The following is a 23,614-nucleotide window of genomic DNA, read 5'->3' on the forward strand; positions in this document are numbered from 1 at the left end:
CTAATTGCTAAGCTGTTACATCTATTAGGGTGCCAAGTGAATCATCGGCACTTCTGATTACTTCTGTTGAAGCTTTAGCTTGAAATTCAGCCACTTTTAAATTGACTATTGCTTGGTTTAAATCAGGCACTTCTAAATTGTTATTTGGCTTACTCACCTCGGTATTTACTTCACCATTATTGGTGGGATTATTTTGTGTATCATTACTCAGCGCAGTACTGGCCACTATATCAGTCGCAGCTTGATCAGCAGCAGCTCTCGCGTTTTGTAAACCTTGTAAACCTGAATTTAATGCTGATGGTATTTCCACAGGTAATCCTCCAACGTAAATAAAACGTATTGGTTAATTATTAATCAAGAAGACGAAAAAGTAAAGGCGTTATTATCTTAATACCGGTCAACTCTCCTCTCTAATATCAATTAAAATGTGAATCTAACCAAGTCAATAACACCTGATAAAATTCATCAAGGTGAGAAATAAATGGCGCATGGGAAGCGTGCTCAAATAAGTGAAGATCACCGTTGGGCGCTAAATGGCTAATTTGTTCGATCACTGCTTTTGGCACCAAGCTATCATTATGGCCATATAAGCGTAAAAAAGGTTGCTTGATACTTGATAATTGCAGACGAAGATCACAGTGACTTAACAATGCCAGTGAGTCAGCTAAAGTTTTTTGGCCAGGAAGTGGGAGTTCCATGACTAACTGGGTGATCAGCTTTAAATCTTGTCTAATATGAGGGCTACCCATTGCTTGAATTTTTAAGAAACCAGAAATTGTTTTAGCAGTATCTTTAGCTAGTTGGCTATGGAAGTTATCTAGTACATTGGCTTTAATGCCTGGCCAGTTCTCCATCGATTTTTCGACAAAATAGGGACTACTGGCTACCGTAATTAATGCTAATACTTTTTCAGGGTACTTGAGTGACATTTCCGTTGCAATTAGCCCACCTAATGACCAACCGAGGTAAATAGCGGGTTGGTCAATTACTTGGTCAATATGATGACAGATATTGGTTAATGAGTATGGCTTAATATCACATAAGCTATTGATACCAAAGCCGGGTAGATCAAGAGTTATTATTTGGTAGCTACTCTCTTTATTTTCATTGAATAATGCTAGCAGCGGTTGCCAAACACCTGAATTTAAGCCCCAACCATGGATAAGAACAATAGGAATTATATTTTTTTTAAGCGTGTTATTCGGAGGGAAAGTGGAAAATTTTAAGCTTTTTGCCATGCTTATTACTGCACTATAAATATTATGGTATTAGTTTATATTATATTGGTCGATAGCAAAAGGTAAGTAAAATGGCATGGAAGCTAGATTTAAGAAAGCTTAAAACGTGTTGTAGTAATACCCTAAGTAGCCTTAGTTGTTGTGATCTATGCGGTGCAAACGTTAGTAATAGTGTTTTACTCGGTTATTCGCTACCGCAAGCATTACTCTGCCAATACTGTATAAACGATTTACCTTATTTTAATCAAAGCATAATCGCGGGTAATTTATTAAATTGGCCAGCTATTCATCGCGCTTTACCCCATATTCACTTTGATCAATTGTTTGCTCTATCACCCTATATTTATCCATTTAATAAATGGTTAGGTCAAATGAAGTACTTAGGTCGTTTCGAGTTAGCAAAATTGTTTAGTACCTTACTCTGTGCTCAGTGGCAAGCAATGGCAATGAGCAAAGTCATTGCTCCTATTGATTTAGTGTTATCGGTGCCCTTGCATGTAAAGAAGTGGCAGATTCGAGGTTATAACCAAGCGCACCTCATAGCAAAGTCCTTTGCTAGACAATTATCACTACCTTATGATGCTAACGTAGTGGAGAGAGTAAAAAATAATGATAGCCAGATGGGGAAAACAGGTAATCAACGACGGAAAAATTTAGCTGATGCCTTTTCTTTGCAAAAAAAGTTAGCAAGCCATATCAAGCATGTAGTGATTATTGATGATGTAGTTACAACGGGCACTACAGCTAGTGAAATAAGCAAGCTACTAAAACAGGCAGGCGTTGAAACCGTCACTTTAGTAACGGTTTGCTTAACTTTACCGAATGTGAAGAAGAGTGGAGTCGTAGTTGCTTAATCCTCGATACATTTATTTATATGGCGCAGAAAAAATTTTACTAAAAAATAAACTATTGGCTAGTAATTTTGCACTTCCATGCCAGTAACCTCTAAAGGCGAGTACTTCTGTAGTCGCTATTACTCGGCCTTTGCCGACGTTGTGAGCGACAATTGCGGCATTATGGGCTAATCGGTTGACTAAGTTTTTGTCAGTATAACCACTCATCAGCGGTGCTGGCGTATATTGTGCCAAGGTAACAAACGGCTGCTTAGGGTGTTCCATGATCAAATTACTATTACGAAACAAAGGCAATAATTTTTGTTGGTAACCGTAAGCTAGCGGATGGCTAATATCTAACTCAACTTGGAAGATAGCACCTGCAATACGTTTACTGCTAGCTAGGTCTTCTTTATCTTGATAACTAAGGTTGTCATTGTCAAACAACTGATTTATATGTTCTTTACTGACAAATCTAGCTTGTAATATTTCTTGCTTTGCTAACCAAAGAGAGGCGCGTTTCTGGCTGACAATCACTCCCCCTTGCTCTGCCCATTGTTTCAATTGCTTCGCGGTATGGTCACTAACATGCTGGTAATTACCATCAACGAGAATGATATGTGTATAACTTGATAAATCGACTTTTCTTAACTGAGCATGGTCAATAATAGAGAGTGGAATGTTTAAGGTTTCATCAAGATAAAATCGTACTTCACCTGCTTCATATTGAGATATGCCAGAGCCACCTAATAAGAGCGTCTTAGCCTTGCTAATGGGCTTTAATGAACTACTACCGATATCCACGCCTTTCATTGTTAAACCGGTACTTATACTGTCTAACGTAATACCTGTGCTATTACTGGCTTCAAGTAAAGTCGCTTGCCAGTCTGGATTTTTTTGAATACCAGCGGGGATTACTATGCTGCCCGCTTTAAATTGCTTATTTTTACCATTAATTACACTGGTAAAAGTCTTTGTTGCCACTCGTGCTTTGATATTATTAGCTAGGAGGTTATTAAGTAATTTCGGAGCCAAAAAATGATGCCATTCAAAAATATACCCGTAAGCAGGACTACTTGTACTATTTTGTGAGAATTGTGTTGGTTGAGTCCATGCTTGATTGACAAGTTTGAGTCCGCGAGTACGATTTATTTGGATAGATTCAATATTCATGGCTAAAGGCATTGTCCAGCCGGAAACATCATAAAAAGTATTATTTTTAAAATCAGTTTGTTGATTAAACAAAGCTTGAATTAGTCGAAATTGAGGTTGCGCAAGAGGTACATAATAGCTGTTATTCTTTTGATATTTTTTATCCCTATATTCAAACTCTGCATTTAGTGGATAAGCATTAATTTTATGCTGCGCTAATTTTGACAACAAAGCATTGAGTCGGAAGTTATCCTTGCTTTCGTGTAACAAATAACCGGCGAAATTTTCTTGTTTTGCTAGTTTATCGCTCTGCTGATAAAACTCACTGCGGTATTGCTTCAATTGCTCTCTATTTTTCCAAGCACCATTTATGGTGGAAAGCGATGTGGTGACATGATTTTGTATACTAAATTCTAAAGTAAGTAAGCCATTAATTGTTTCTTGCTGCATTCCTCTAGCGCTAGCTTGCTCGAACAAAATGCCAATGCTGCCATTGATATCAGGGTAGGTTGAACCTTTACCGTAGTAAAAATCATCGAAATTTTCTTCGCTATAATAAAGACGTTTTTGTTTGTCTAATGCCGCGGCATGAAATGTAGCCAAGGTAGTTGTTAATTCGATATTTCTCTTTGGTGTCAGTGGATGAGTGCGGCTTTGAATGCCGGGTTGAAAAAAGTAACTGCTGTTATGACCCATTTCATGAAAATCACCAACAACATGGGGTTGGTATTGGTGGAAGTACGTTAATCTATGTTGGCTTTCTTGTTGGGAAAGTAATAACCAATCGCGATTTAAATCAAACCAGAAATGATTAGTACGTCCGGTAACCCAGTCTTGGTGGTGTTCTATGTGGTTTACGTCGCTATTGTCAGTAGAGTTGCGATAAGTACTTACCCAGTTTACAAATCTATCCATTCCATCAGGGTTGATACTCGGCTCTAATACGATCACGGTATTGGCAAGTAATTCAGCCATTTTTTCATCAGTATTAGCGGCTAAGTAATAGGCAACAATCATGGCGGCATTAGCGCCACTTATTTCATCACCATGTACGCTATAGCCTAGCCAAATTACTAAAGGGGCACTGTCAGCCTTTTGTTTATCAGACTGTTTTTTCTGTTGGGAAACCTTTTGAGAAAAAATGTCGCGATCACTGAGAATAGTCGATAAATTTGCTAAATTTTTAGCACTAGAAATGGTAACAAGTAGCTGTTCTCTCTGCTGAGGTGTTTTTCCCATAGACGTGATACTTACACGCTCAGAATCCTTGGCTAGCTGATAAAAGTAACTCTTTAGTTGATCATGTCTGACATGACGTTGGCCAATTTCAAATCCTAAACTGTGACGAGGTGAGGAAATTTTGCTATTAAATTGACTACCCGTAGGTAAGTAATCTTGTACAGGCATTGCAATAAGTTTGGCAGAGCAGACTAGAGTAATTGATAAAATTATAATTCGTATAAGTAACATCTAGATGACCTCGTTTATAGACTTGTCTAAGGTATCAAACAAAAGCGTAAAAATCATTAGCACATAAGCAAATAGCAGCGTAAAATAGTCATACTTGAGTAAAACAGTCAGGTATTTTTCAACTGATTACTTTAAAGTGATTTTAAAGTGGTAAAAGTATCCGAGAGCAGAGAGAGTTAAAATAATGATCACTATTTCAGACAATGCGCAGCAGCATTTTATTAAATTACTTTCGCAACAAGCTGAAGGCACCCATATTCGTGTTTTTGTTGTAAACCCTGGCACAGCGAAAGCTGAATGTGGCGTTTCTTATTGCCCACCTGACGCGGTTGAAGCAGACGATATCACACTGCCTTTCGAAGGCTTCTCAGCGATGGTAGATGCAGACAGTAAAAGTTTTCTAGAAGACGCTGAAATTGACTTTACAACAGATCAAATGGGCTCACAGCTTACGTTAAAAGCGCCTAACGCTAAATTACGGAAAGTCGCTGATGACGCACCATTATTTGAACGCGTGCATTATTTCTTACAAGCTGAAGTTAATCCACAATTAGCGGGTCACGGTGGTGAATGTACTTTGGTTGAAATTACCGAAGATGGCTATGCAGTATTACAATTTGGCGGTGGCTGTAATGGTTGTGCACAAATTGATGTTACAGTAAAAGATGGTATTGAAAAGCAGTTGATTGACTTAATGGCTGGCGAAATTAAAGGCGTTAAAGATGCAACAGAGCATGAGCGCGGTGATCATTCGTATTACTAAAATTTACTGATGTGATTAATTCCACATGATTAAATTATTAGAAAAAATAGGCCAAAATCCACAAGTCAGTTTAACGCTGTTCCTACGTGGACTTGGCCTTTTTGTTATTGGTTTGCTCTTCATTGCTTTAGGATATTTCTATCATCACCTTTGGCAAATTATTGGCATTATAACACTGGCACTCGCCTGCTTATTGGCAGCATGGGGCTATGTGGGAATCTTTGCCAATCGTTGGCTAAATATCCTTTATCGCACTAGACCGACTAACAAACGACCGACAAAATAAACGCATACACTCAATGAAATTAATTACGAATTTAATAAAACAATATTGGCTTATCCTTACAGTTTTTTTACTGACTGCTATCGCAACGTTATCTTTATGGCCAGTGGAACATTTACCACAAGTCCCGGGAAGTGATAAGACGCATCACTTCATCTCTTATGGTGCCTTAATGTTACCGCTCGCGTTACGAAAACCAAAGCACTGGCTATGGATAGCCTTTGGCTTTGCGAGTTTTAGCGGTGCAATTGAGTTAATTCAACCTTACGTTAATAGATATGGCGAATGGCTTGATATGGCTGCCAATGTTGCAGGTTTAGCGTGTGGCATAATACTGGCTAAATTTATTGAATATTTGGTGAAAGGTAACACTAAGTAACACTTGATTACATAAGCTATACATGTGATTGATTATTAGTTGACCGGTATCAAGCTTGGTACATATTGGCGTGTTAATATTCATTTACTTTACTTAATCAAGCCAATTACCCTATGTCGACAAAAACTCCAGCACATCATCTTCCTGTAGCACATCCACCAAAGCGTTTTTGGCAAAAAGCATCATCCATAATCGCAAAAGGCAGCTTTGGCTTGGCTGCTATTGGCGTTGTGGTGACAATCATTTATGGCGGTGATGTTGAAGCCGATATTAAAGCTGCGCTTGGTGCCACCACCTTCTTTTGTTTTGCTGTTGGTGTTGTGTGTCAAACGATGGCAGGTACTAGCATTCCAAATTTAAAGCCGGCGCCAAATAATGTTGATCATTAACAATGCTACCAACGTTGTTTTAATCGTGATGCATGGGAATAGTGTAACGCTGATAATTGATAAGACCGAGAGTAAGATTAAGTAAAATAGACGTTTTTATTGATCGAAAGGACTAGTTTTAATCAAAAAAACATCCTAAAGTTCTAGTGGTTTAAAGTAAAAGACGTTATTTTATCTTTTCTGATTTTTAAGGGTATAGACCATGAAAAAGATGTTGCGGACACTATTTTCAGTTTCATTATTATTGAGCGTTACGCTCAGTAGTCATGCAGCAGTAATTCTACAATACCATCACGTGAGCGATAGTACACCAGCAAGCACCAGTATTTCTCCAAAGCAATTTGAAGTGCACTTACAGTATCTTAAAGATAATAATTTTAAAGTTGTACCTTTATCTGAGTTAATTGAAGGCATAAAAAAACAACAACCCTTACCGGATAAAAGCGTCGCTATCACTTTTGATGATGCCTATAGGGATGTCTTAACTCAGGCCAAGCCCATTTTAGACAAGTTTGCTTTTCCTTATACCATTTATGTAAACCCTGGCATTATCAATCGAAATGTAAAAAATGATGCCTCACATTATTTGTCTTGGATTCAACTCAAAGCGCTTTCAGATGAAGGTGTCATTATTGCAAACCATGGTTATGAACATGATTCAATGGCACGTATCACTGGAGGGTTAACGCAAGCACAATGGCTGAGTAAGCAAACGGAATTATTATTAAAAGCGGAAGCTATTATTAAAGAAAATACCGGTCAAAGCTGGCGATATTATGCTTATCCTTATGGAGAGTATGATGTAGCGGTGCAAGCATGGGCTAAAGCAAATGACTTTGTCGCATTTTCTCAGCAATCAGGAGCAATCGATTTATCGACTGATTTAACCAGCGTACCACGTTTTCCTGCCTCAAAACCGTACGATAAAATATCAGGTTTACGTGATAAATTAAACTCGTTGGCATTCAATATTAGTTTGAAAGGTGAGCAAGCCGAAACAACCTTTAAACACAATGAAGCCAAAAGTATTACCTTTGATATTGAAAGCGGTGACTTTTATAAATCGGCTTTAAATTGTTATATTTCTGGCTTAGGTAAGCAAAAAATCACCTGGCATGATGATAAGAGTTTTAGCATTAACTTTAGTAAAGATCTTCCCGTTGGCAGAGTTCGTGCTAACTGTACCGCGGCAAGTATCAGCAAACCAGGTCGCTACTATTGGTATTCTAAACCGTGGTTTATCTTAAAAGAGGATGGTAGCTGGTACCATTTATAAGAGGGTAAGTTTTTACCCTTGTTTCTTATCTATTGTAAATTATTGATAGAGAGCGACTATTTTTTGATAGTCGCTTAATAACTTATCATTGTCAATGCTAGGCACTTTACCTACAGCTTGCTCAGGTCTAAATATTGCCGATATCTTGCCTTCAGGATTGATTAATACTAATGATGCGCTGTGATCTACCCAATAGTTTTCATCTCCAACAGGTACATCAACCTCGCCTTTACTTGCCTCTTTACTTGCCTCTTTACTTGCCTCTTTACTAGTGATGGCATACATCAATCCTAAATTACGAGAGAATGGGAAGAGCACGTCGTGTTCTGCCCGCAAAGCTTTAAAGTTAGGGTTAAAATATCCAATGTATTGTTCAAGCTTTTCGGTGGTGTCTCTTTTAGGATCAACAGAGACTAATAACACCTGACTATTGTCGGCAATGGCGGTTATGTCTTCATAAATAAAATTGAGGTTTTGTAGGGTTGTTGGACAAACATCAGGGCAAGAGGTATAGCCAAAAAATACCAGTGACCATTTGTCGAGTAGCTGTGTGTTATTAAAAGGCTGACCTAGCTCATCAGTTAAGGTAAAAGCTGATATTGGCCGAGCCTGTTTATAATGCAAGGCATACTCAGGTGGCAGCATTTGCTTTGTTTGCGTCATAAGATGAAAGCCAACTGCGCCTGCACTGATTGATATTAAGGCAATAATGCCATAGATAGTTTTATTCATCGAAACCCTGTGTTTATTGTTACTAATTTATAATACTAAGTTATTGATAATAAATTTTACTCGTTATTTTATAAAACTAGCCCATGGGTAGCCAATAATGATCGAGTAGTAAAATAATGAAAAGCAACATTAAATGTATGATGGAAAATTTGAATGTTGCCATTGCCGTTTCTTCTTTTGCATGAAACTTGAGCTGCCAAGCATAGCCAAAAAAGATCAAGTTCAAAGTACAGGCCCCGACTAAGTACAACCAATTGCTCATGCCAACTAAATAAGGTAATAAGCAGACAACAAAGAGTAATACGGTATATAACAATATCTGTGTTTTAGTGAAACTCACTCCATGGGTTACCGGCAACATAGGTATATTAACTTTGGCATAATCATCTTTACGGTGAATAGCTAATGCCCAAAAGTGTGGTGGTGTCCAAGTAAAAATTATCAAGACTAATAATAAAGCGTTAGGTGCTACTTCATTAGTCATTGCTGTCCAACCCAATAAAGGAGGGATAGCACCGGCTAAACCACCAATAGTGATATTTTGCGGGGTAGCACGCTTTAAATACATGGTATAAACAAAGCTATAACCCACTAAACCCGCTAAGGTCAAAAATGCAGTCAGAGGGTTAACTAAGGCATAAAGCATAATAAAACCTAACAAGGCTATGGTCGTAGCAAACACAATGGCACTAGTGACGCTAATTCTACCTTCAGGTAAAGGCCTGTTATGTGTTCTGCCCATAACCGTATCAATTTTTTCATCGACGATATGATTAATCGCTGCTGCGGCTGAAGATAATAAAGCAATGCCTAACATTGCTGGTATTAGCAATTGCCACGGTAAACCTCCAGGAACAGACAAACTCATACCCACTAATGCGGTCAGTACGAGTAAAGCGACAACTTTAGGTTTTGTTATATCGTAATAAGCGCGCCAATTAGCAAAAACACTACTAATAGAAAAGGCTTGATGACCAGTGTTATTCGCTGGCGATATCGGTGACATTGTTTTATTAATAGCTTTACTCATAGAGAGACTCCTCGGAATTTTGTCTTAACTTATAAGCTAAGGTGATCAAACTTAGCATTAAAAAGGCGGCAACTAAATTGTGCGCAACAGCCACTTTAAGTGGCAACGAAAACCAAATATTACTGACCCCCAAACTGATTTGAATAATTAATAAACTCAGTAAAATAATAGCGGCACTTTTTATAGAATGAGTTCTTGCCTTGATAAAAACCATGATGGCTAACCAAGCGAGAAATAGACCCGTTATGATAGCGCCTAAGCGATGACTAACATGGATAGTGACTCGTTCATTATGGGCGAGGTGACCAAATTCATAACTTTCTTTGGCTGGAGGAATTAAGTCAAATGACTGTTCAAAACTTAAATCCGATAACCAGTCACCCTGACAAATGGGTAACTCTACACAACTCATCGCGGCATAATTTGATGAGGTCCAACCGCCAAGGGCAATTTGTGCGGTCAAAATAGTAATACCCAGTAGTGCAAAGCTACTGTATTTTTTAAGTTGCCAATCGACTAAATTCGCTCCTTGAGCGTTTATTCCTTTAGACTTAATGCGTAAATATAATAAAAAGAGTAAACACAGTGTGGTGAAGCCGCCGAGTAAATGCCCCATCACCACAATAGGCATTAACTTCAGCGTTACCGTCCACATACCTAGTGCAGCTTGGAAGATAACAACGCATAAAATGCATAGCGGTAGCAAGACCGGATATCGAACTCTTGAGCTTTTTGAAAAACGTAATTTTATTGAAAAAAAGGCGATAGCGGCAATAAGCAAGCCCAGACTACCAGCAAAATAGCGGTGAATCATCTCATTCCATGCTTTAGCAGGTTCTACCGGTCTTTCTGGAAAAGCTTGCTCTGCTGCTGCAATCTGTACACTAGTTTCAGGCACATCAACTAAGCCATAACATGTTGGCCAATCAGGGCAGCCTAAGCCAGCATGCGTTAAACGGGTGTAAGCGCCTAAGCCAATAACAACGATAGCTAAGAGCAAACTGGTTAGTACTAAGCGTCGTAATGTTTTTGTGTTTTTATTGTGTTCTGTCATTGAGTTAACCCACCTTAGAATATTTCAAAAGCTTTTTCATATCGGCGATAATAGCTTTACCAAAAGCGGGTTGTTGTTCCACTTTCTCTGGTGGTTGATGTCTTAAAATAATGTTACCTAAAGGATCAGCGATAAGTACTTGTGGCTCTAGAAGTAAGTTATTTATTTGATGTGTTAAGGCAAGCACACGCCATTGGCTCTTGGCAAGTTGCTTACTTTGCTGGGCAGAAAAAATATCTTCCTTGAGTAATACCGCAGTAACCCTTGGCATATCTTTTCCTAGCGCGACATAGCTGTTATGTACAGCTTCAATACTATGCAAGCATATTTCAGGACATACGTTAGGTAATCGATAAATAATAAGCCATTGTTTGGCAAATTCTGACTGATCAATACCTAGATCATTTAGCGTTAATGCCTGATTTAATAACTTGCCTTGATTGGTTACACCTAAGTCCAGCCATTGATTCTCTAAGGCTAATTTGGCTAATAATATCGGTAATATAAATACTGAAAGCAACAAGAGTAAACTGCGACGGTTTTTGTTTTTTGAGGAATGGTTGGAAGTATGATCCGAGTTATCGGTACTGATCAAAGTAGCACTATCACTAGAATCGTTTGAGTTAGCCATATGTTAACGCCTTATTTTTCTTTTATTATTATTAATAATGTTCGTTTACGTATTCTGTAAAACATTAGGTGAATTTTCGGCTGCAACACGGGTAGATTTTTGTGTTTTAATTCGCAAGCTAATCATCAATATTAGCCAAGCGATAGCTAAAGCGGCCCATTGAAAGGCATAGCCGAAATGCTTGTCAGCGGGCATCACCATTGGGTGCCAGTTCTTTATATAACCTAGGCTTTCTTTTGGGTCGACATAGATTACGAACGGTAGTAGCGGCTTATCAATTAACGGAGATATTAACGTTGAAAATTTAGTTAATTCAATTTGTTGTACACGTAATGGCCAACTTGGCTGAGTAAAATCTTGCTCCTGCAGCATTATTCCTTGCTCGACAATACGAACATGGCCTTGAAAGGTAAACTGTCCATGTAAGGGAGAAATATCAGGAAGTATGCTGCGGTCAATTGAACCCTGTACCCAACCTAAATTGACTAATACAGCATAAGTTGGCGTTTGTACCACTTGTAATACTCGATAGCCTAGAGAGCTTTTCTCCACTTGGTTATCGAGTAGGAATATATAATCACCATTAAAAAGGCCGTTTATGGTGACAGGAAAATCGTTAATACTTTCTTTACCGGTAAACTGCTTCTCCTTAGAAAGTTTGACTACTTCACTTAGGGTTAACGGCGATTCCTCATTTAGCTGAGTAATGCGGATAGTACGCTGATCTTTCTCAAAGCCGCGGTTATATTGCCAGAAAGACAATTTAACTAAACCAATAAAGACAATAAGCGTTAGCCCTAACCAAAGGGCGCTTCTTACTAATGATTTAGCTAATATTTTTTTTGGGAAGTCAGCGTACTGCAAAAAATCAGACCTTATAAAATATAGACAAAAACAAAAAGCATTACCCAAACCACATCGACAAAATGCCAATACCAGCTTGCCGCTTGAAACGCAAAATGATTCTCAGGGGTGAAATGACCTTTTAATATTCTAAACCACATTACGATTAACATAATACAGCCCAAAGTAACGTGCATGCCGTGAAAACCAGTCAATAAGTAAAAAGTATTACCGTAGACACCACTATCTAAAAATAGACGCATTTCTTCAGAGTAGCCGTGCGCGTATTCTAATACTTGAAAGAACATAAACGATACGCCAAGTAATATGGTGATACCCAACCATATTTTGAGCGGCTTACGCTCGTTTTTAATTAATGCCGTGTGAGCAAAATGGGCAGTAATCGAAGACGTCAATAGTAAAACGGTGTTAATCAAGGGTAAGCCAAACCAACCCATCGATGTGGTGGTAGTGCCATCAGGCGTTGTTAATAAAGGCCATTGAGCAACAAAGTCAGGCCAAAGTACCGCGCCAGTTGCAGCGTTATTACCTGCTCCACCTAACCAAGGTACAGAAAATACCCGTAAATACAGCAATGCGCCAAAAAATGCGGCAAAAAACATCACTTCAGAAAAAATAAACCAACTCATACCTTGGCGGAATGAATTATCCATTTGGTGTGAATACTTTCCAGATAAGGACTCTTTAATGACGTCACTAAACCAACCAACGAGCATATAGACAACAAGTGCAATACCCGCCAACAGTAAATAACCACCGTAACCACTTTGTTCATTTTTTAAATCGGTGACATAGTTAGCGGCGCCAAAGGCGATCATAAATAGTGCTATCGCGCCGACAATTGGCCAGTGGCTTTGACTAGGTACATAATAACTTTCGTATTCTTTATTAGTCATTTTCTATCCCTTTTTTCGAGTAGTACCCTATGACGACTTCTCGGTTATGTCATACAAGGTATAAGATAAAGTTAACGTTTTTATATCGGTAGGCAGTTCTAAATCAACATAAAACTGCAAACTCATTTCAACATCTTTTCCCGCAGCTAGCGGTTGTTGAGTAAAACAAAAACATTCAATTTTATGAAAGTAGTTTGCTGCTAAACCTGGTGATACTGATGGTACTGCTTGCCCGATAATGTCATGTGTAGCATTATTTTTTGCGTAGAATGATACTAATTTCATTTCTCCGGGGTGAACATCAATTTCATTAATGACCGGCTCAAACGCCCACGGAATACCTTTAGCGTTGCGGGTAATAAACTGTACTCTTACAGTACGTGACTCATCGACGCTACTTGCCGTATAAGCCACCGCAGTACTATTAGTTTTACCATTCAGGCCGGTAATATCACAAAACACATCGTATAAAGGCACTAGAGCAAAACCAAAGCCAAACATAGCAATAACGACAAGCAGTAATTTTTTTACTGTTTTATTGTTATTACTAATACTGATACCCGTATCAGTATTAGTATTTTTATTTATGTTGGCTTTGTGTTCATCAGTGCTCATATAAATTAGTGCTCGTGTTGGTTCGCATTATCAATATCTTGCTGCGGTGGCGGTGTACTAAATGTGTGGTAAGGCGCAGGGCTTGCTACTGTCCACTCTAAACCTATTGCACCATCCCACGGTTTTGCCGGTGCTTTTTCGCCGCCGCGAATACATTTTATTACTACCGCTAAGAAAATCAGTTGCGATAAGCCAAAGGCAAAGCCACCAATGCTGACCCACTTATTAAAGTCAGCAAACTGCAGTGCATAATCTGGAATTCTTCTCGGCATACCTGCTAACCCTAAAAAATGCATAGGGAAAAATAGTAAGTTTACTGAGATTAATGAACACCAAAAATGCCATTTGCTCAACGAGTCGTTATACATGTGACCTGTCCATTTTGGTAACCAGAAATAAGCACCTGCATAGATAGAGAACAATGAACCGGTAACTAGCACATAGTGAAAATGGGCTACAACAAAGTAAGTGTCATGATACTGAAAATCAACAGGCGTCATGGCTAACATCAAGCCAGAGAAGCCACCAATGGTGAATAAAATAACAAAGGCGATTGAAAACAGCATAGGTGTTTCAAAGGATAATGAACCACGCCACATAGTGGCTACCCAGTTAAAGACTTTAACACCAGTAGGTACGGCAATTAGCATGGTGCAATACATAAAGAACAGTTCACCAAATAGTGGCATACCTGTAGTGAACATGTGATGCGCCCAAACGATAAACGACAGTAAGGCAATTGATGACGTTGCATACACCATTGAGCTATAGCCAAACAGTCTTTTGCGTGAAAAGGCTGGAATAATGGTTGATACAATGCCAAATGCTGGCAAGATCATGATGTAAACTTCAGGGTGTCCAAAGAACCAGAAAATATGTTGGAACATTACGGGGTCACCGCCACCAGCAGCATCAAAGAAACTAGTACCAAAATAAGTATCGGTCAGTAACATTGTCACTACCCCTGCGAGCACGGGCATTACGGCTATCAACAAATAGGCAGTGATAAAAAAGGTCCAAACAAACAAAGGCATTTTCATATATGTCATGCCAGGAGCACGCATGTTCATGATGGTAACAACAATGTTGATCGCACCCATTATTGAAGATATACCCATGATATGAACAGCAAAAACGAAGAATGCAGTACTACCATTAGAGTAAGTCGTTGATAATGGTGCGTAGAATGTCCAGCCAAAGTTAGGTGCACCACTTTCCATAAAGAAAGAGCCCAATAAAATAGCAAAAGCAAAGGGAAGAATCCAAAAACTCCAGTTATTCATGCGAGGTAATGCCATATCTGGCGCCCCTAGCATCATAGGCAACATCCAGTTAGCAAAACCGGTAAAGGCAGGCATAATGGCGCCAAACACCATGATTAAACCGTGCACGGTTGTTAATTGATTAAAAAAGTCAGGTTCAACTATTTGAAGACCAGGCTGAAATAACTCAGCACGGATCACCATAGCTAAAGCGCCGCCGGTTAAAAACATAATAAAAGCAAACCATAAATATAAGGTACCTATGTCTTTATGGTTAGTGGTATACAACCAGCGTTTTATGCCAGTCATTTTATGTTCATCATGATGTTCGTCGTGCGAATCTTGTTCTATAACGTCTGTAGTCATTTTATATCCCCCTACTTCGCACTAGCAGCATCAACAGCTGCAGGTTGAACTAAATCACCGGTGTTATTTCCCCAAGCATTACGCTCATAAGTCACAACGGCGGCTATTTCGGTTTTGGTTAATTGACTACCAAAAGCAGCCATGGCAGCATTTTTCTTACTTCCGTTAATCACTATATCTAAATGAACAGCAATATCTCCCGTTGCAATCACACTGCCTTTAAGCGCAGGAAATACCGGAGGTAAGCCTGTACCTGTTGGTTGATGACAAGCAACACAAGCGGTCATATAAACTTTTTCGCCCATAGCCATTAATTCATCTTGGTTATAGACCTTAGCTAAATCCTCGACGGCTACTTCTGCAGTTATTGTCTCGACCACTTCTTCAGTAGTAGTTTCAATTGCTACGGATGCTGTTGCATCTTGTGTTGTACCTTCAACAGAATCGTTTTCAACAGCAGATTTAACATCAGATGCTTGCACGGCATCACCGGTATTATTACCCCAAGCATTACGCTCGTAGGTAACAACAGCAGCAATTTGTTTCATGCTCAATTGCTTACCATAACCTTGCATACCCGTACCTGCCTTACCATTAAATACTGTTTTAATGTGCGTGGCGATATCACCCATCGCTACTGGACTTCCCTTAAGTGCAGGAAATGCTGGCGGTAAACCAGTACCAGAAACTTGGTGACATGCGGCACAATAGGCAACATAAGTGGTTTCGCCTAATGCCATTAATTCATCCATAGGCACTGCTGCATTTAATGAGGCTTTTTCAGCTTCTGCAGCTTGGGCAATTATTTGATGCTGTTCATCAAGCCATTTGGCATAGTCTGCTTCAGATTTCACTTCAACGACGATTGGCATAAAGCCATGATCTTTTCCGCATAACTCAGCACATTGACCACGGTAGACTCCGGGTTCGTCAACTTTAGTCCATGCTTCATTGATGAAACCAGGGTTAGCGTCTTGTTTAACCGCAAAAGCAGGTACCCACCAAGCATGGATAACATCATCAGATGTTATTAAGAATCTAACTTTTTTATTGGCAGGAATAACAAGGGGTTTATCAACTTCAAGTAAATAGTTTTCACCTTTGATGGCACTAGTTTCTTGTTGATTTTCGTATTGTTCGCGTGGGGTCGAAAGCACAGAGTAATACTCGATATCTTGATCAAAGTATTTGTAATGCCACTTCCATTGAGAGCCTGTTATTTGAATGGTAACATCAGAATTTTCATTGTCTTCCATGGCAATTAAGGTCTGTGTTGCTGGAATTGCCATAGCTATTAATATAACAATAGGAATTGCTGTCCATAATACTTCAACCTTAGTGCTTTCATGAAAATCAGCAGGTTTTACTCCTTTAGATTTTCTGTGAAAAACCATAGACCAAAACATAGCACCAAAAACTATTACACCAATAGCAGTACAAATGTAGAGTACCAGCATATGTAAATCATATACTTCCCTGCTAACGGCAGTAACCCCTTTCGTTAGGTTTAACTGCATATCTGCCCAGGCTGAATTGGTAAATAGGCTTACCAACACTAGCCAAATTAGCTTATGTTTCCCCACACGGCATCTCCTCTTTGTCATTATAGAGAACAGATCTGCAGCAATGTACTTCATAACTCATTGAACTGAATATCTGTTGTTATTATTTTTATTAACTAACTAAAGCTCGGTTTAGGCATTATATCGTGATGTAAAATGGTGCATGACGAATATTACTTAATTTAGAGATCAGGTTAATTACCGACGTGAATAATAATCAGGCATGGCACTAGTGAACTAGTGTGACAGGATTAGCGCATCGACGTCTTTTTATTCTTTTTATGTTCGTTTTGTATGCGTTACTAGTAATAGAATTACGCTAAAAATTGATCTAGGTCAAATATTTTATAGCGAAGAAATAGTAAAAAAGTGATTTAATTCAATGGAGTATTAGCTCTAAAACCTATGTGAGCATTACCAGGGATAGCTTTTATTAATTTTAATAAAGGGGTTTTAAAATTGAAGAAAATTTCGTTGAAATTTAGAAGAGAAAAATATATGGAGACAAATAAAAACGCCATATTTCATTACCTAATGAGTCAGATAAAGAATATGGCGCATGATTTAACTGTAAGCTTGGTATTTAGTTACATCCAACGACCACTTCGAATAATACCGACAGCAATACCTTCAATATTAAATTCTTGATTAGCTAGATCGACTTTAATCGGAGAAAAAGCTTCATTCTCGGCATGTAAATAAACAATATTTCCTTCACGCTTAAAGCGTTTTACCGTGACATCATTTTCAACTCGGGCAACAACTACTTGACCATTTTGTACTTCAGTGGTTTGATGCACAGCAAGTAAGTCACCATCTAAAATACCAATATCTTTCATGCTTTCGCCGTTAACTCGCAAAAGGTAATCGGCCGCAGGGTGGAATAAATTACCATCCATTTTATAATGTTCTTCAATATGCTCTTGTGCCAAAATAGGTTCACCAGCAGCAACTCTACCTATCAATGGTAAACCTTCTGCTTCAAGCATTTCTTCAACTAAGCGAATGCCACGCGAGGTGCCGGCAAGCATTTCGATATAGCCTTTTTTTGCTAAAGCTTTTAAGTGTTCTTCGGCGGCATTAGCTGATTTGAAACCAAAAAATGTAGCAATTTCGGCACGCGTAGGTGGCATGCCTGTATCTTGGATTTTTACTTTGATTAGATCATAAATCTGTTGCTGTCGATTAGTCAGCGGGCGTAATTCGGTAGTCGAATCTATCATAGCTTTAGCCTGTAAATTTACACAGTGTTACTGGTAGTATATACAGGATTAGGTGAAAGGCAAGCCCCACTTGGCTTTATCTAACTATTTATTGTTTTACGTATAGTCCCTATTTCACAATATGATTAAGCCTAACTTTTATTGATGAAACGTTGTTAATTAATATTATATTGGTACGAATTGCTAACATTACTATTAATAATTAAGTTTATGGTTAATAGGCTATTAATTAACATTATCATGATCTAAAAATTAAATAATCATATATTCATTGGCACATAAAACCTTTGTTCACCAGCAATACCAAACACATGAAATTTGTGGTCTTGTTGTGTACAGGAAAAATGAATCAGGGTAGGCGCTCTATTGAGCAATAGCTAGTTATTGGGATTGAGAGCAACGCTGACCTGGAGCCTTTTAATCAGCAGAAGTGAGCAATAATTTAATGAAGTGGCTATAAGTCAAAACAGTTTCTTAGATACCCAATGCTCAAGCCAAATTATTTTTATCTAGTAAATTTAATTTAGTTTTGTAAGAATGACTTTAGCTAAAATAACATAAACGCACTAAATAATAACAAAAGGTTACTGATGCACTGGCGGAAAAAACTTGTTCAATCGTCTTTAATATTTGTAAGTGAAAAACTTACTGTTGAGGTTATTGAACAACGAAAATTTAACTCCGCTAGTTTAGCGTTAACACTCGCATTAGCGTGTGCACCTTATGCTCAGTGTGCCGAGTTAAATAATACTTATTCGTTCAATATTCCTCAGCAAAGAGCAGATCTTTCGCTCACTCAATTTGCAGAGCAAGCAGATTTAACGCTTATTTTCTCACTAGATAAAGTAAGCGCTACTACTGCTAATAAGTTAACGGGCAATTATTCTATTGAACAAGCCATTAAACTTTTACTTGAAGGTACTGAGTTAGTTGCAACATTGAGTGAACAAGGTCTGCTTTCCATAAATAATAAAAATGATTTGGGGAAGACAGATAACATGTTTAAAAAAAATACATTATCAACAGCAATTATAGCAATTTTAGCTTCAACTGCTTCTATGCAAGCCACTGCTGAAGAAAGTAATATTGCCGAAAAAGACGTTGAAAAAATAACCGTTACCGGTATTCGAGGCGCTCTTGGTCGCGCTTTAGACACTAAACGTGAGGCGAGTGGTGTAGTTGATTCTATTTCTGCTGAAGATATTGGCAAGTTTCCAGATACTAACCTTGCCGAGTCATTACAACGTATTACGGGCGTTTCAATCGATAGATCTGGCGGCGAAGGTCAAAAAATAACCGTGCGTGGTTTTGGTCCACAATTTAATACGGTACTAGTTAATGGTCGTCAACAAGCCTCGGAAGATCCCGGTCGTGATTTCAGTTTTGATACGCTTGCTGCTGAAATGGTAAAAACCTTAGATGTGCATAAAACATCTTCAGCAAAGGTGCAGTCAGGTGGTATTGGCGCTACGGTAAATATTGAAACCGCGAAACCTTTTGCAATTAATGGCTTTAAAATAGCAGGTAGTGTTAAAGCAACTTACGACGGAAATAGTGAAGAGACCTCACCACAAGCATCACTTTTGATAAGTAATACTTTTAATGATGATACTTTTGGTGCGCTATTCGCAATATCGTATTTAGAACGTGAAACGAAATTAAACCGTGCACAAAGTGCCGGTTGGCGAGAAAACTCATCTTTTGGCAAAGGTGCTCCTGTAACCGAGTCTGGTGAAGTTTATACCGGTAATATTTTTATTCCACAAAATTTTGATTCATTGGTTACCACAGAAAAACGTGAACGTACCAATGCCAATTTAGTCTTGCAGTATGCCCCCTCTGATAATCTTATTATTACCGCGGATGCATTATATTCAGATTTTGATGTTACATCTGATACCACCTCTTATGGTCATTGGTTTACTTCTGACAATGTTGAAAATGCTGTTGTTGATGCAAATGGTACTATCACTTCAATGTATCAAGAGACAGGTTTAGCAACAGATTTTCACGCTAAAAAAGCCGATCGTTTAACCGATTCTCTTTCTATTGGATTGAACTTTGATTGGGATGTTAACGATAACTTAAATATGAAATTCGATTTAAGTAATTCAACCGCTAAAAGAGAACCTAATAATGGTCGTGGTGGTAGTTTAGCGTTATTAGGTTACGCTAACCGCGTGCAATGGAATGTAGATGGTAATATTTTGCCTTATTATTCTGACTTTGCCACGCCAAATGCTTCAATTTATAGTGGTCAACAAGAAGGCGATGGGGTTAATCAAGATCCAAATAGTCCTGATTATGTGCCAGCTCAAGGTGTGTCTGATTATTTAGATACCGCTAACAGTCGTGCACACGTCATGATTCGTGACAGTAAAGAAGTTGAAGATGTCGTTACTCAAGTTAAGTGGGATAGTCTTTGGTTATCTGATGGAAATAATGGTTTCTCTGCGGCTCGATTTGGTGCCATGTATTCTGCTGAAACGAAAACAGTTAATTCTTGGGATAACACCTCTAGCGGTACCCATTGTACTTACTGTAATTACCAAGACTTCCCTGATGTTAGCGCCTTTCCACAAGAAGTATTTGATGCCGGTAGTGACTTTTTAAGTGATGTAAGTGGTAGTGGTCGTACACCATCACAGTGGTTAACATTTGATGGCGAAGCATTATTTGACTTCTTAGGTGCTGTTGAAGGTGTTGATTTTAACGCAGTAAAAACGAATAACTCTTTTGAAGTTAAAGAAGAAACTACCGCTTTTTATCTAGAACTCGATTTTGAGGGTGAGATAGCAGGTATGCCTCTCTACACTACCGGTGGTTTCCGTTACGAAAGCACTGATGTGACGGTAGGCGCTACACAAGCGAATGTTCAGCGATTAGATATTTTAGATGCCACTGAAATGCTAGCGGTGTATGGCCCAGCTTCAGGCTTTGATGAAAGCAGTAGTTATGCGCAGATTTTACCTAATTTCAGCACTAAATTAGAAATCACAGATGAACTCGTTGCACGCGCTGCAGCCTCAAGAAGTATTTCACGACCTACTTTAAGTAGCTTGCGTCCAATTACGTCTTTAGACACTGTGCGCCAGGGTAACTTACAGTCTTCTAGTGGTAATGCTGAGTTAGTACCGTTTAGCTCAGATAACTTAGACTTGTCACTTGAATGGTATTACGCGGATGCTAGTTATGTTTCAGCGGGTTATTTCAGAAAACATGTAGCTAACTTTATAACCAGCAGTAAAAACCCTAAAACTTTTGTTACTGCTGATGGGAGCTTGTTAACAGACCCTTCGACAGGAAGCGATGTGAGTGGCCCTGATGCAGGTGACCAAGTTGCCGTATTTACCAATACAGCGCCAAGCAATGGTGAGTCAGCAGTTGTTGATGGTTGGGAACTAGCGGCACAACATACCTTTGATTCTGGATTTGGCCTGTTAGCTAATGCTACGCTTGTTGATAGTGATGCCGAATTAGATAATAGTGATATTACTCAAGTATTTGCGTTAACAGGCTTAAGTGATTCCACTAACCTTATCGCGTTCTATGAAAGTGGTGCATTCCAAGGTCGTATTGCCTATAACTGGCGTGATACTTTCTTGTACAGCCTTACGCAAGGCGGCGGTGATGGGGTAACTTATGTTGAAGCTTATTCTCAGTGGGATGCAAGCGCAAGTTATGACATCACGGATGAAATTACCGTCTTTGTTGAAGGTATTAACTTAACTGAAGAATATACGCACAGTCGTGGTCGATTCTCTAATCAGATATTAGATGTTGTTGATAGCGGACGTCGTATTTCATTCGGTATACGTGGTTCATTCTAATTAATCTAGCTGTTTGAAAGGTAAGGTTTCTTTTGTTAAAAGAAACCTTACCTTCTGTATTTATAAGCAAGCAAATTTATAGTCGAGTTTGTTTGCCTATGCGTATAACCTGCTTATCTGCATACTAAAATACTTGGTTGTACATCATGAATAAATTAACAAAAACAGTGGTCATTGTCGGTGGTGGTATTGCTGGTTGGTTAACCGCTGGGCGTTTAGCGGCTAAACACAAAAGTAATACCGAGCAGGGTTTAAAAGTTATTCTTATTGAATCAGCCAACATTCCAGCGGTAGGTGTTGGAGAAGGTACTTGGCCAACCATGCGCAGTACGCTGAGAGCATTAGGTATTAGTGAAAGTGATTTTATTCGTGAATGTGAGGCCAGCTTTAAACAAGGCGCTAAGTTTGCCAAGTGGTTTGATGGCACTGAAGATGACTTTTATTATCATCCCTTAGTTTTACCGCAAGGCTTTGGTAAAACAGATTTAGCGGCACATTGGTTAGCTAAGCAAGCACAAACAAAGCAAAATCACAGTCATGTTAACTCATTCTCAAACGATGTGTGTTTCCAAGAAGCCATTTGTGAGCAAGGTCTAGCACCCAAAACCATTCGCCATGCCGAATTCGCTGATGTAGCCAATTATGCTTATCATTTAGACTCGGCAAAGTTTGCTGTGTTTTTACAAAAACATTGCCAAAAAAAGCTCGGTGTTACTCATATTGTTGATGACGTTACCGGTGTTAATTGCGCGGATAATAGCGCTAATAATGATACTACCAATAAAGGCGATATTCTTTCTGTAAGCACTGAAAATAATGGTGATATTGCTGGTGAACTTTTTGTTGATTGCACGGGTTTTTCATCACTTTTATTAGGCAAACATTACCAAGTACCTTTCAAGAAGTGTGATGACATTTTATTTATTGATACCGCGCTCGCGGTACAAGTTCCTTACGACTCAGCAGATTCACCTATTGCCTCGCATACAATTTCTACGGGTCAAGAAGCGGGTTGGATTTGGGATATAGGGCTACAACATCGTCGTGGTGTGGGTTATGTATATTCCAGTAAACACTCAACAGAAGCAGAAGCTAGAGCGGTTCTTGCGACATATGTTGGCGATAAATTTGCATCCCTTAATGTGCGTAAAATCCCTATTGTCAGTGGTCATCGAGAGAAGTTTTGGCAAAATAATTGTGTTGCCGTTGGTTTATCTGCGGGTTTTTTAGAACCGCTTGAAGCCTCCGCTTTAGTCATGGTTGAGCTCGCGGCACAAATGATCAGTGAGCAATTACCTGCTTCTCGAGAGGTAATGGATGTTGTGGCGAAACGTTTTAATGAAACGGCGTTATATCGTTGGGATAGAATCATTGATTTCTTGAAGCTACATTATATTTTAAGTGAGCGAACAGAGCCATTTTGGAGCGATAATCGTGATCCAACAACCATTCCACAAAGTTTACAAGACTTGATGACAGAGTGGCAATATCGTGCCCCGGCCGATCATGATTTTACCAGCAATAATGAAGTATTCCCTGCGGCGAGTTATCAATATGTACTTTATGGTATGCACTTTAAAAGTGATTATTGTCATACTCCGTACGCACTTGATGACGGTGAATTTGCTAATAGTCAGTTCATGAAAAACAAGCAATTAATTGACAAAGCGTTATCGTCATTACCGAGTAATCGAGAGTTATTAGATAAAATTAAAAGCTATGGTTTTAGCCGAATTTAGCTAAGCCGTTTAACCCACTTGGTATAA

At 38.8% G+C, this 23,614-nt stretch carries 21 protein-coding genes; 8 read left to right on the forward strand and 13 right to left on the reverse strand.

From position 1 onward, the window contains the following. Positions 1-7: 7 nt before the first annotated feature. Together CXF71_RS09675 and bioH are read right to left on the reverse strand one after the other, a co-directional pair. The gene (locus CXF71_RS09675; protein ID WP_101232746.1) at positions 8-310 is read right to left on the reverse strand and encodes a hypothetical protein; all 303 of its coding nucleotides are present in this window, start codon (positions 308-310) and stop codon (positions 8-10) included. Positions 311-416: 106 nt separating this feature from the next. Further along, complete coding sequence (bioH, locus tag CXF71_RS09680; protein WP_101232747.1) at positions 417-1,238, reverse strand: pimeloyl-ACP methyl ester esterase BioH; 822 nt, start codon at positions 1,236-1,238, stop codon at positions 417-419. A gap of 71 nt (positions 1,239-1,309) precedes the next feature. Between bioH and CXF71_RS09685 the strand changes: the two genes are divergently transcribed. Then, complete coding sequence (locus CXF71_RS09685; RefSeq protein WP_101232748.1) at positions 1,310-2,092, forward strand: ComF family protein; 783 nt, start codon at positions 1,310-1,312, stop codon at positions 2,090-2,092. Between the two features lie 12 nt (positions 2,093-2,104). Here the strand turns inward: CXF71_RS09685 and CXF71_RS09690 are convergent, their stop codons facing one another. Further along, positions 2,105-4,693, reverse strand: a complete 2,589-nt coding sequence (locus CXF71_RS09690; RefSeq protein WP_101232749.1) for a M14 family metallopeptidase — start codon at positions 4,691-4,693, stop codon at positions 2,105-2,107. A gap of 184 nt (positions 4,694-4,877) precedes the next feature. Here CXF71_RS09690 and nfuA point away from each other — a divergent pair, with 184 nt between their 5' ends. The 5 genes from nfuA (at position 4,878) to CXF71_RS09715 (ending at position 7,783) form a co-directional block, all read left to right on the forward strand. Continuing rightward, entirely contained in the window at positions 4,878-5,456 is a 579-nt protein-coding gene (nfuA, locus tag CXF71_RS09695) for a Fe-S biogenesis protein NfuA (protein WP_101232750.1), read from the forward strand. A 25-nt stretch (positions 5,457-5,481) separates the two neighbouring features. Next, the gene (locus CXF71_RS09700) at positions 5,482-5,742 is read left to right on the forward strand and encodes a hypothetical protein (RefSeq protein ID WP_101232751.1); all 261 of its coding nucleotides are present in this window, start codon (positions 5,482-5,484) and stop codon (positions 5,740-5,742) included. Positions 5,743-5,755: 13 nt separating this feature from the next. After that, positions 5,756-6,118 (forward strand): VanZ family protein, encoded by a 363-nt coding sequence (locus CXF71_RS09705; protein WP_101232752.1) that lies wholly within the window; start codon positions 5,756-5,758, stop codon positions 6,116-6,118. 113 nt (positions 6,119-6,231) lie between these two features. Then, positions 6,232-6,507, forward strand: coding sequence for a hypothetical protein (locus CXF71_RS09710; protein WP_101232753.1), 276 nt, complete (start codon positions 6,232-6,234; stop codon positions 6,505-6,507). A 202-nt stretch (positions 6,508-6,709) separates the two neighbouring features. After that, entirely contained in the window at positions 6,710-7,783 is a 1,074-nt protein-coding gene (locus tag CXF71_RS09715; protein ID WP_101232754.1) for a polysaccharide deacetylase family protein, read from the forward strand. 39 nt (positions 7,784-7,822) lie between these two features. Here CXF71_RS09715 and CXF71_RS09720 read toward each other — a convergent pair whose 3' ends face one another. The 10 genes from CXF71_RS09720 to lexA all read right to left on the reverse strand — a co-directional run bounded on the left by CXF71_RS09720 (position 7,823) and on the right by lexA (position 18,018). Beyond that, the gene (locus CXF71_RS09720) at positions 7,823-8,515 is read right to left on the reverse strand and encodes an SCO family protein (protein WP_101232755.1); all 693 of its coding nucleotides are present in this window, start codon (positions 8,513-8,515) and stop codon (positions 7,823-7,825) included. Positions 8,516-8,591: 76 nt separating this feature from the next. Further along, positions 8,592-9,545 carry a heme o synthase gene (cyoE, locus tag CXF71_RS09725; protein ID WP_232771435.1) on the reverse strand — a complete coding sequence of 318 codons (954 nt, stop codon included), beginning with the start codon at positions 9,543-9,545 and terminating at the stop codon, positions 8,592-8,594. After that, on the reverse strand, positions 9,538-10,599 hold the full coding sequence (locus CXF71_RS09730; protein WP_101232756.1) for a COX15/CtaA family protein: 1,062 nt from the start codon (positions 10,597-10,599) through the stop codon (positions 9,538-9,540). Before CXF71_RS09730 ends, cyoE begins: the two co-directional genes overlap by 8 nt. 4 nt (positions 10,600-10,603) lie before the next feature. After that, a complete protein-coding gene (locus CXF71_RS09735; protein ID WP_101232757.1) occupies positions 10,604-11,230 on the reverse strand; it encodes a hypothetical protein in 627 nt (208 codons plus the stop codon). 45 nt (positions 11,231-11,275) lie between these two features. Next, positions 11,276-12,094, reverse strand: coding sequence for an SURF1 family protein (locus CXF71_RS09740; RefSeq protein ID WP_101232758.1), 819 nt, complete (start codon positions 12,092-12,094; stop codon positions 11,276-11,278). Positions 12,095-12,105: 11 nt separating this feature from the next. After that, positions 12,106-12,990: a cytochrome c oxidase subunit 3 gene (locus CXF71_RS09745; RefSeq protein WP_101232759.1), complete on the reverse strand. Its 885-nt coding sequence runs from the start codon at positions 12,988-12,990 to the stop codon at positions 12,106-12,108. A gap of 27 nt (positions 12,991-13,017) precedes the next feature. Then, the gene (locus CXF71_RS09750; RefSeq protein WP_101232760.1) at positions 13,018-13,605 is read right to left on the reverse strand and encodes a cytochrome c oxidase assembly protein; all 588 of its coding nucleotides are present in this window, start codon (positions 13,603-13,605) and stop codon (positions 13,018-13,020) included. Positions 13,606-13,610: 5 nt separating this feature from the next. Beyond that, on the reverse strand, positions 13,611-15,233 hold the full coding sequence (ctaD, locus tag CXF71_RS09755) for a cytochrome c oxidase subunit I (protein ID WP_101232761.1): 1,623 nt from the start codon (positions 15,231-15,233) through the stop codon (positions 13,611-13,613). An 11-nt stretch (positions 15,234-15,244) separates the two neighbouring features. After that, a complete protein-coding gene (gene coxB, locus CXF71_RS09760; RefSeq protein ID WP_232771438.1) occupies positions 15,245-16,750 on the reverse strand; it encodes a cytochrome c oxidase subunit II in 1,506 nt (501 codons plus the stop codon). Positions 16,751-17,382: 632 nt separating this feature from the next. Beyond that, positions 17,383-18,018: a transcriptional repressor LexA gene (gene lexA / locus CXF71_RS09765; RefSeq protein WP_101232763.1), complete on the reverse strand. Its 636-nt coding sequence runs from the start codon at positions 18,016-18,018 to the stop codon at positions 17,383-17,385. A 998-nt stretch (positions 18,019-19,016) separates the two neighbouring features. Between lexA and CXF71_RS09770 the strand changes: the two genes are divergently transcribed. Together CXF71_RS09770 and CXF71_RS09775 are read left to right on the forward strand one after the other, a co-directional pair. Then, entirely contained in the window at positions 19,017-21,848 is a 2,832-nt protein-coding gene (locus CXF71_RS09770) for a TonB-dependent receptor (protein ID WP_101232804.1), read from the forward strand. A 146-nt stretch (positions 21,849-21,994) separates the two neighbouring features. Next, on the forward strand, positions 21,995-23,587 hold the full coding sequence (locus tag CXF71_RS09775) for a tryptophan halogenase family protein (RefSeq protein WP_442871928.1): 1,593 nt from the start codon (positions 21,995-21,997) through the stop codon (positions 23,585-23,587). Positions 23,588-23,614 lie beyond the last annotated feature (27 nt).

The organism is Colwellia sp. 12G3, from assembly GCF_002836775.1.
GTDB lineage: Bacteria > Pseudomonadota > Gammaproteobacteria > Enterobacterales > Alteromonadaceae > Colwellia.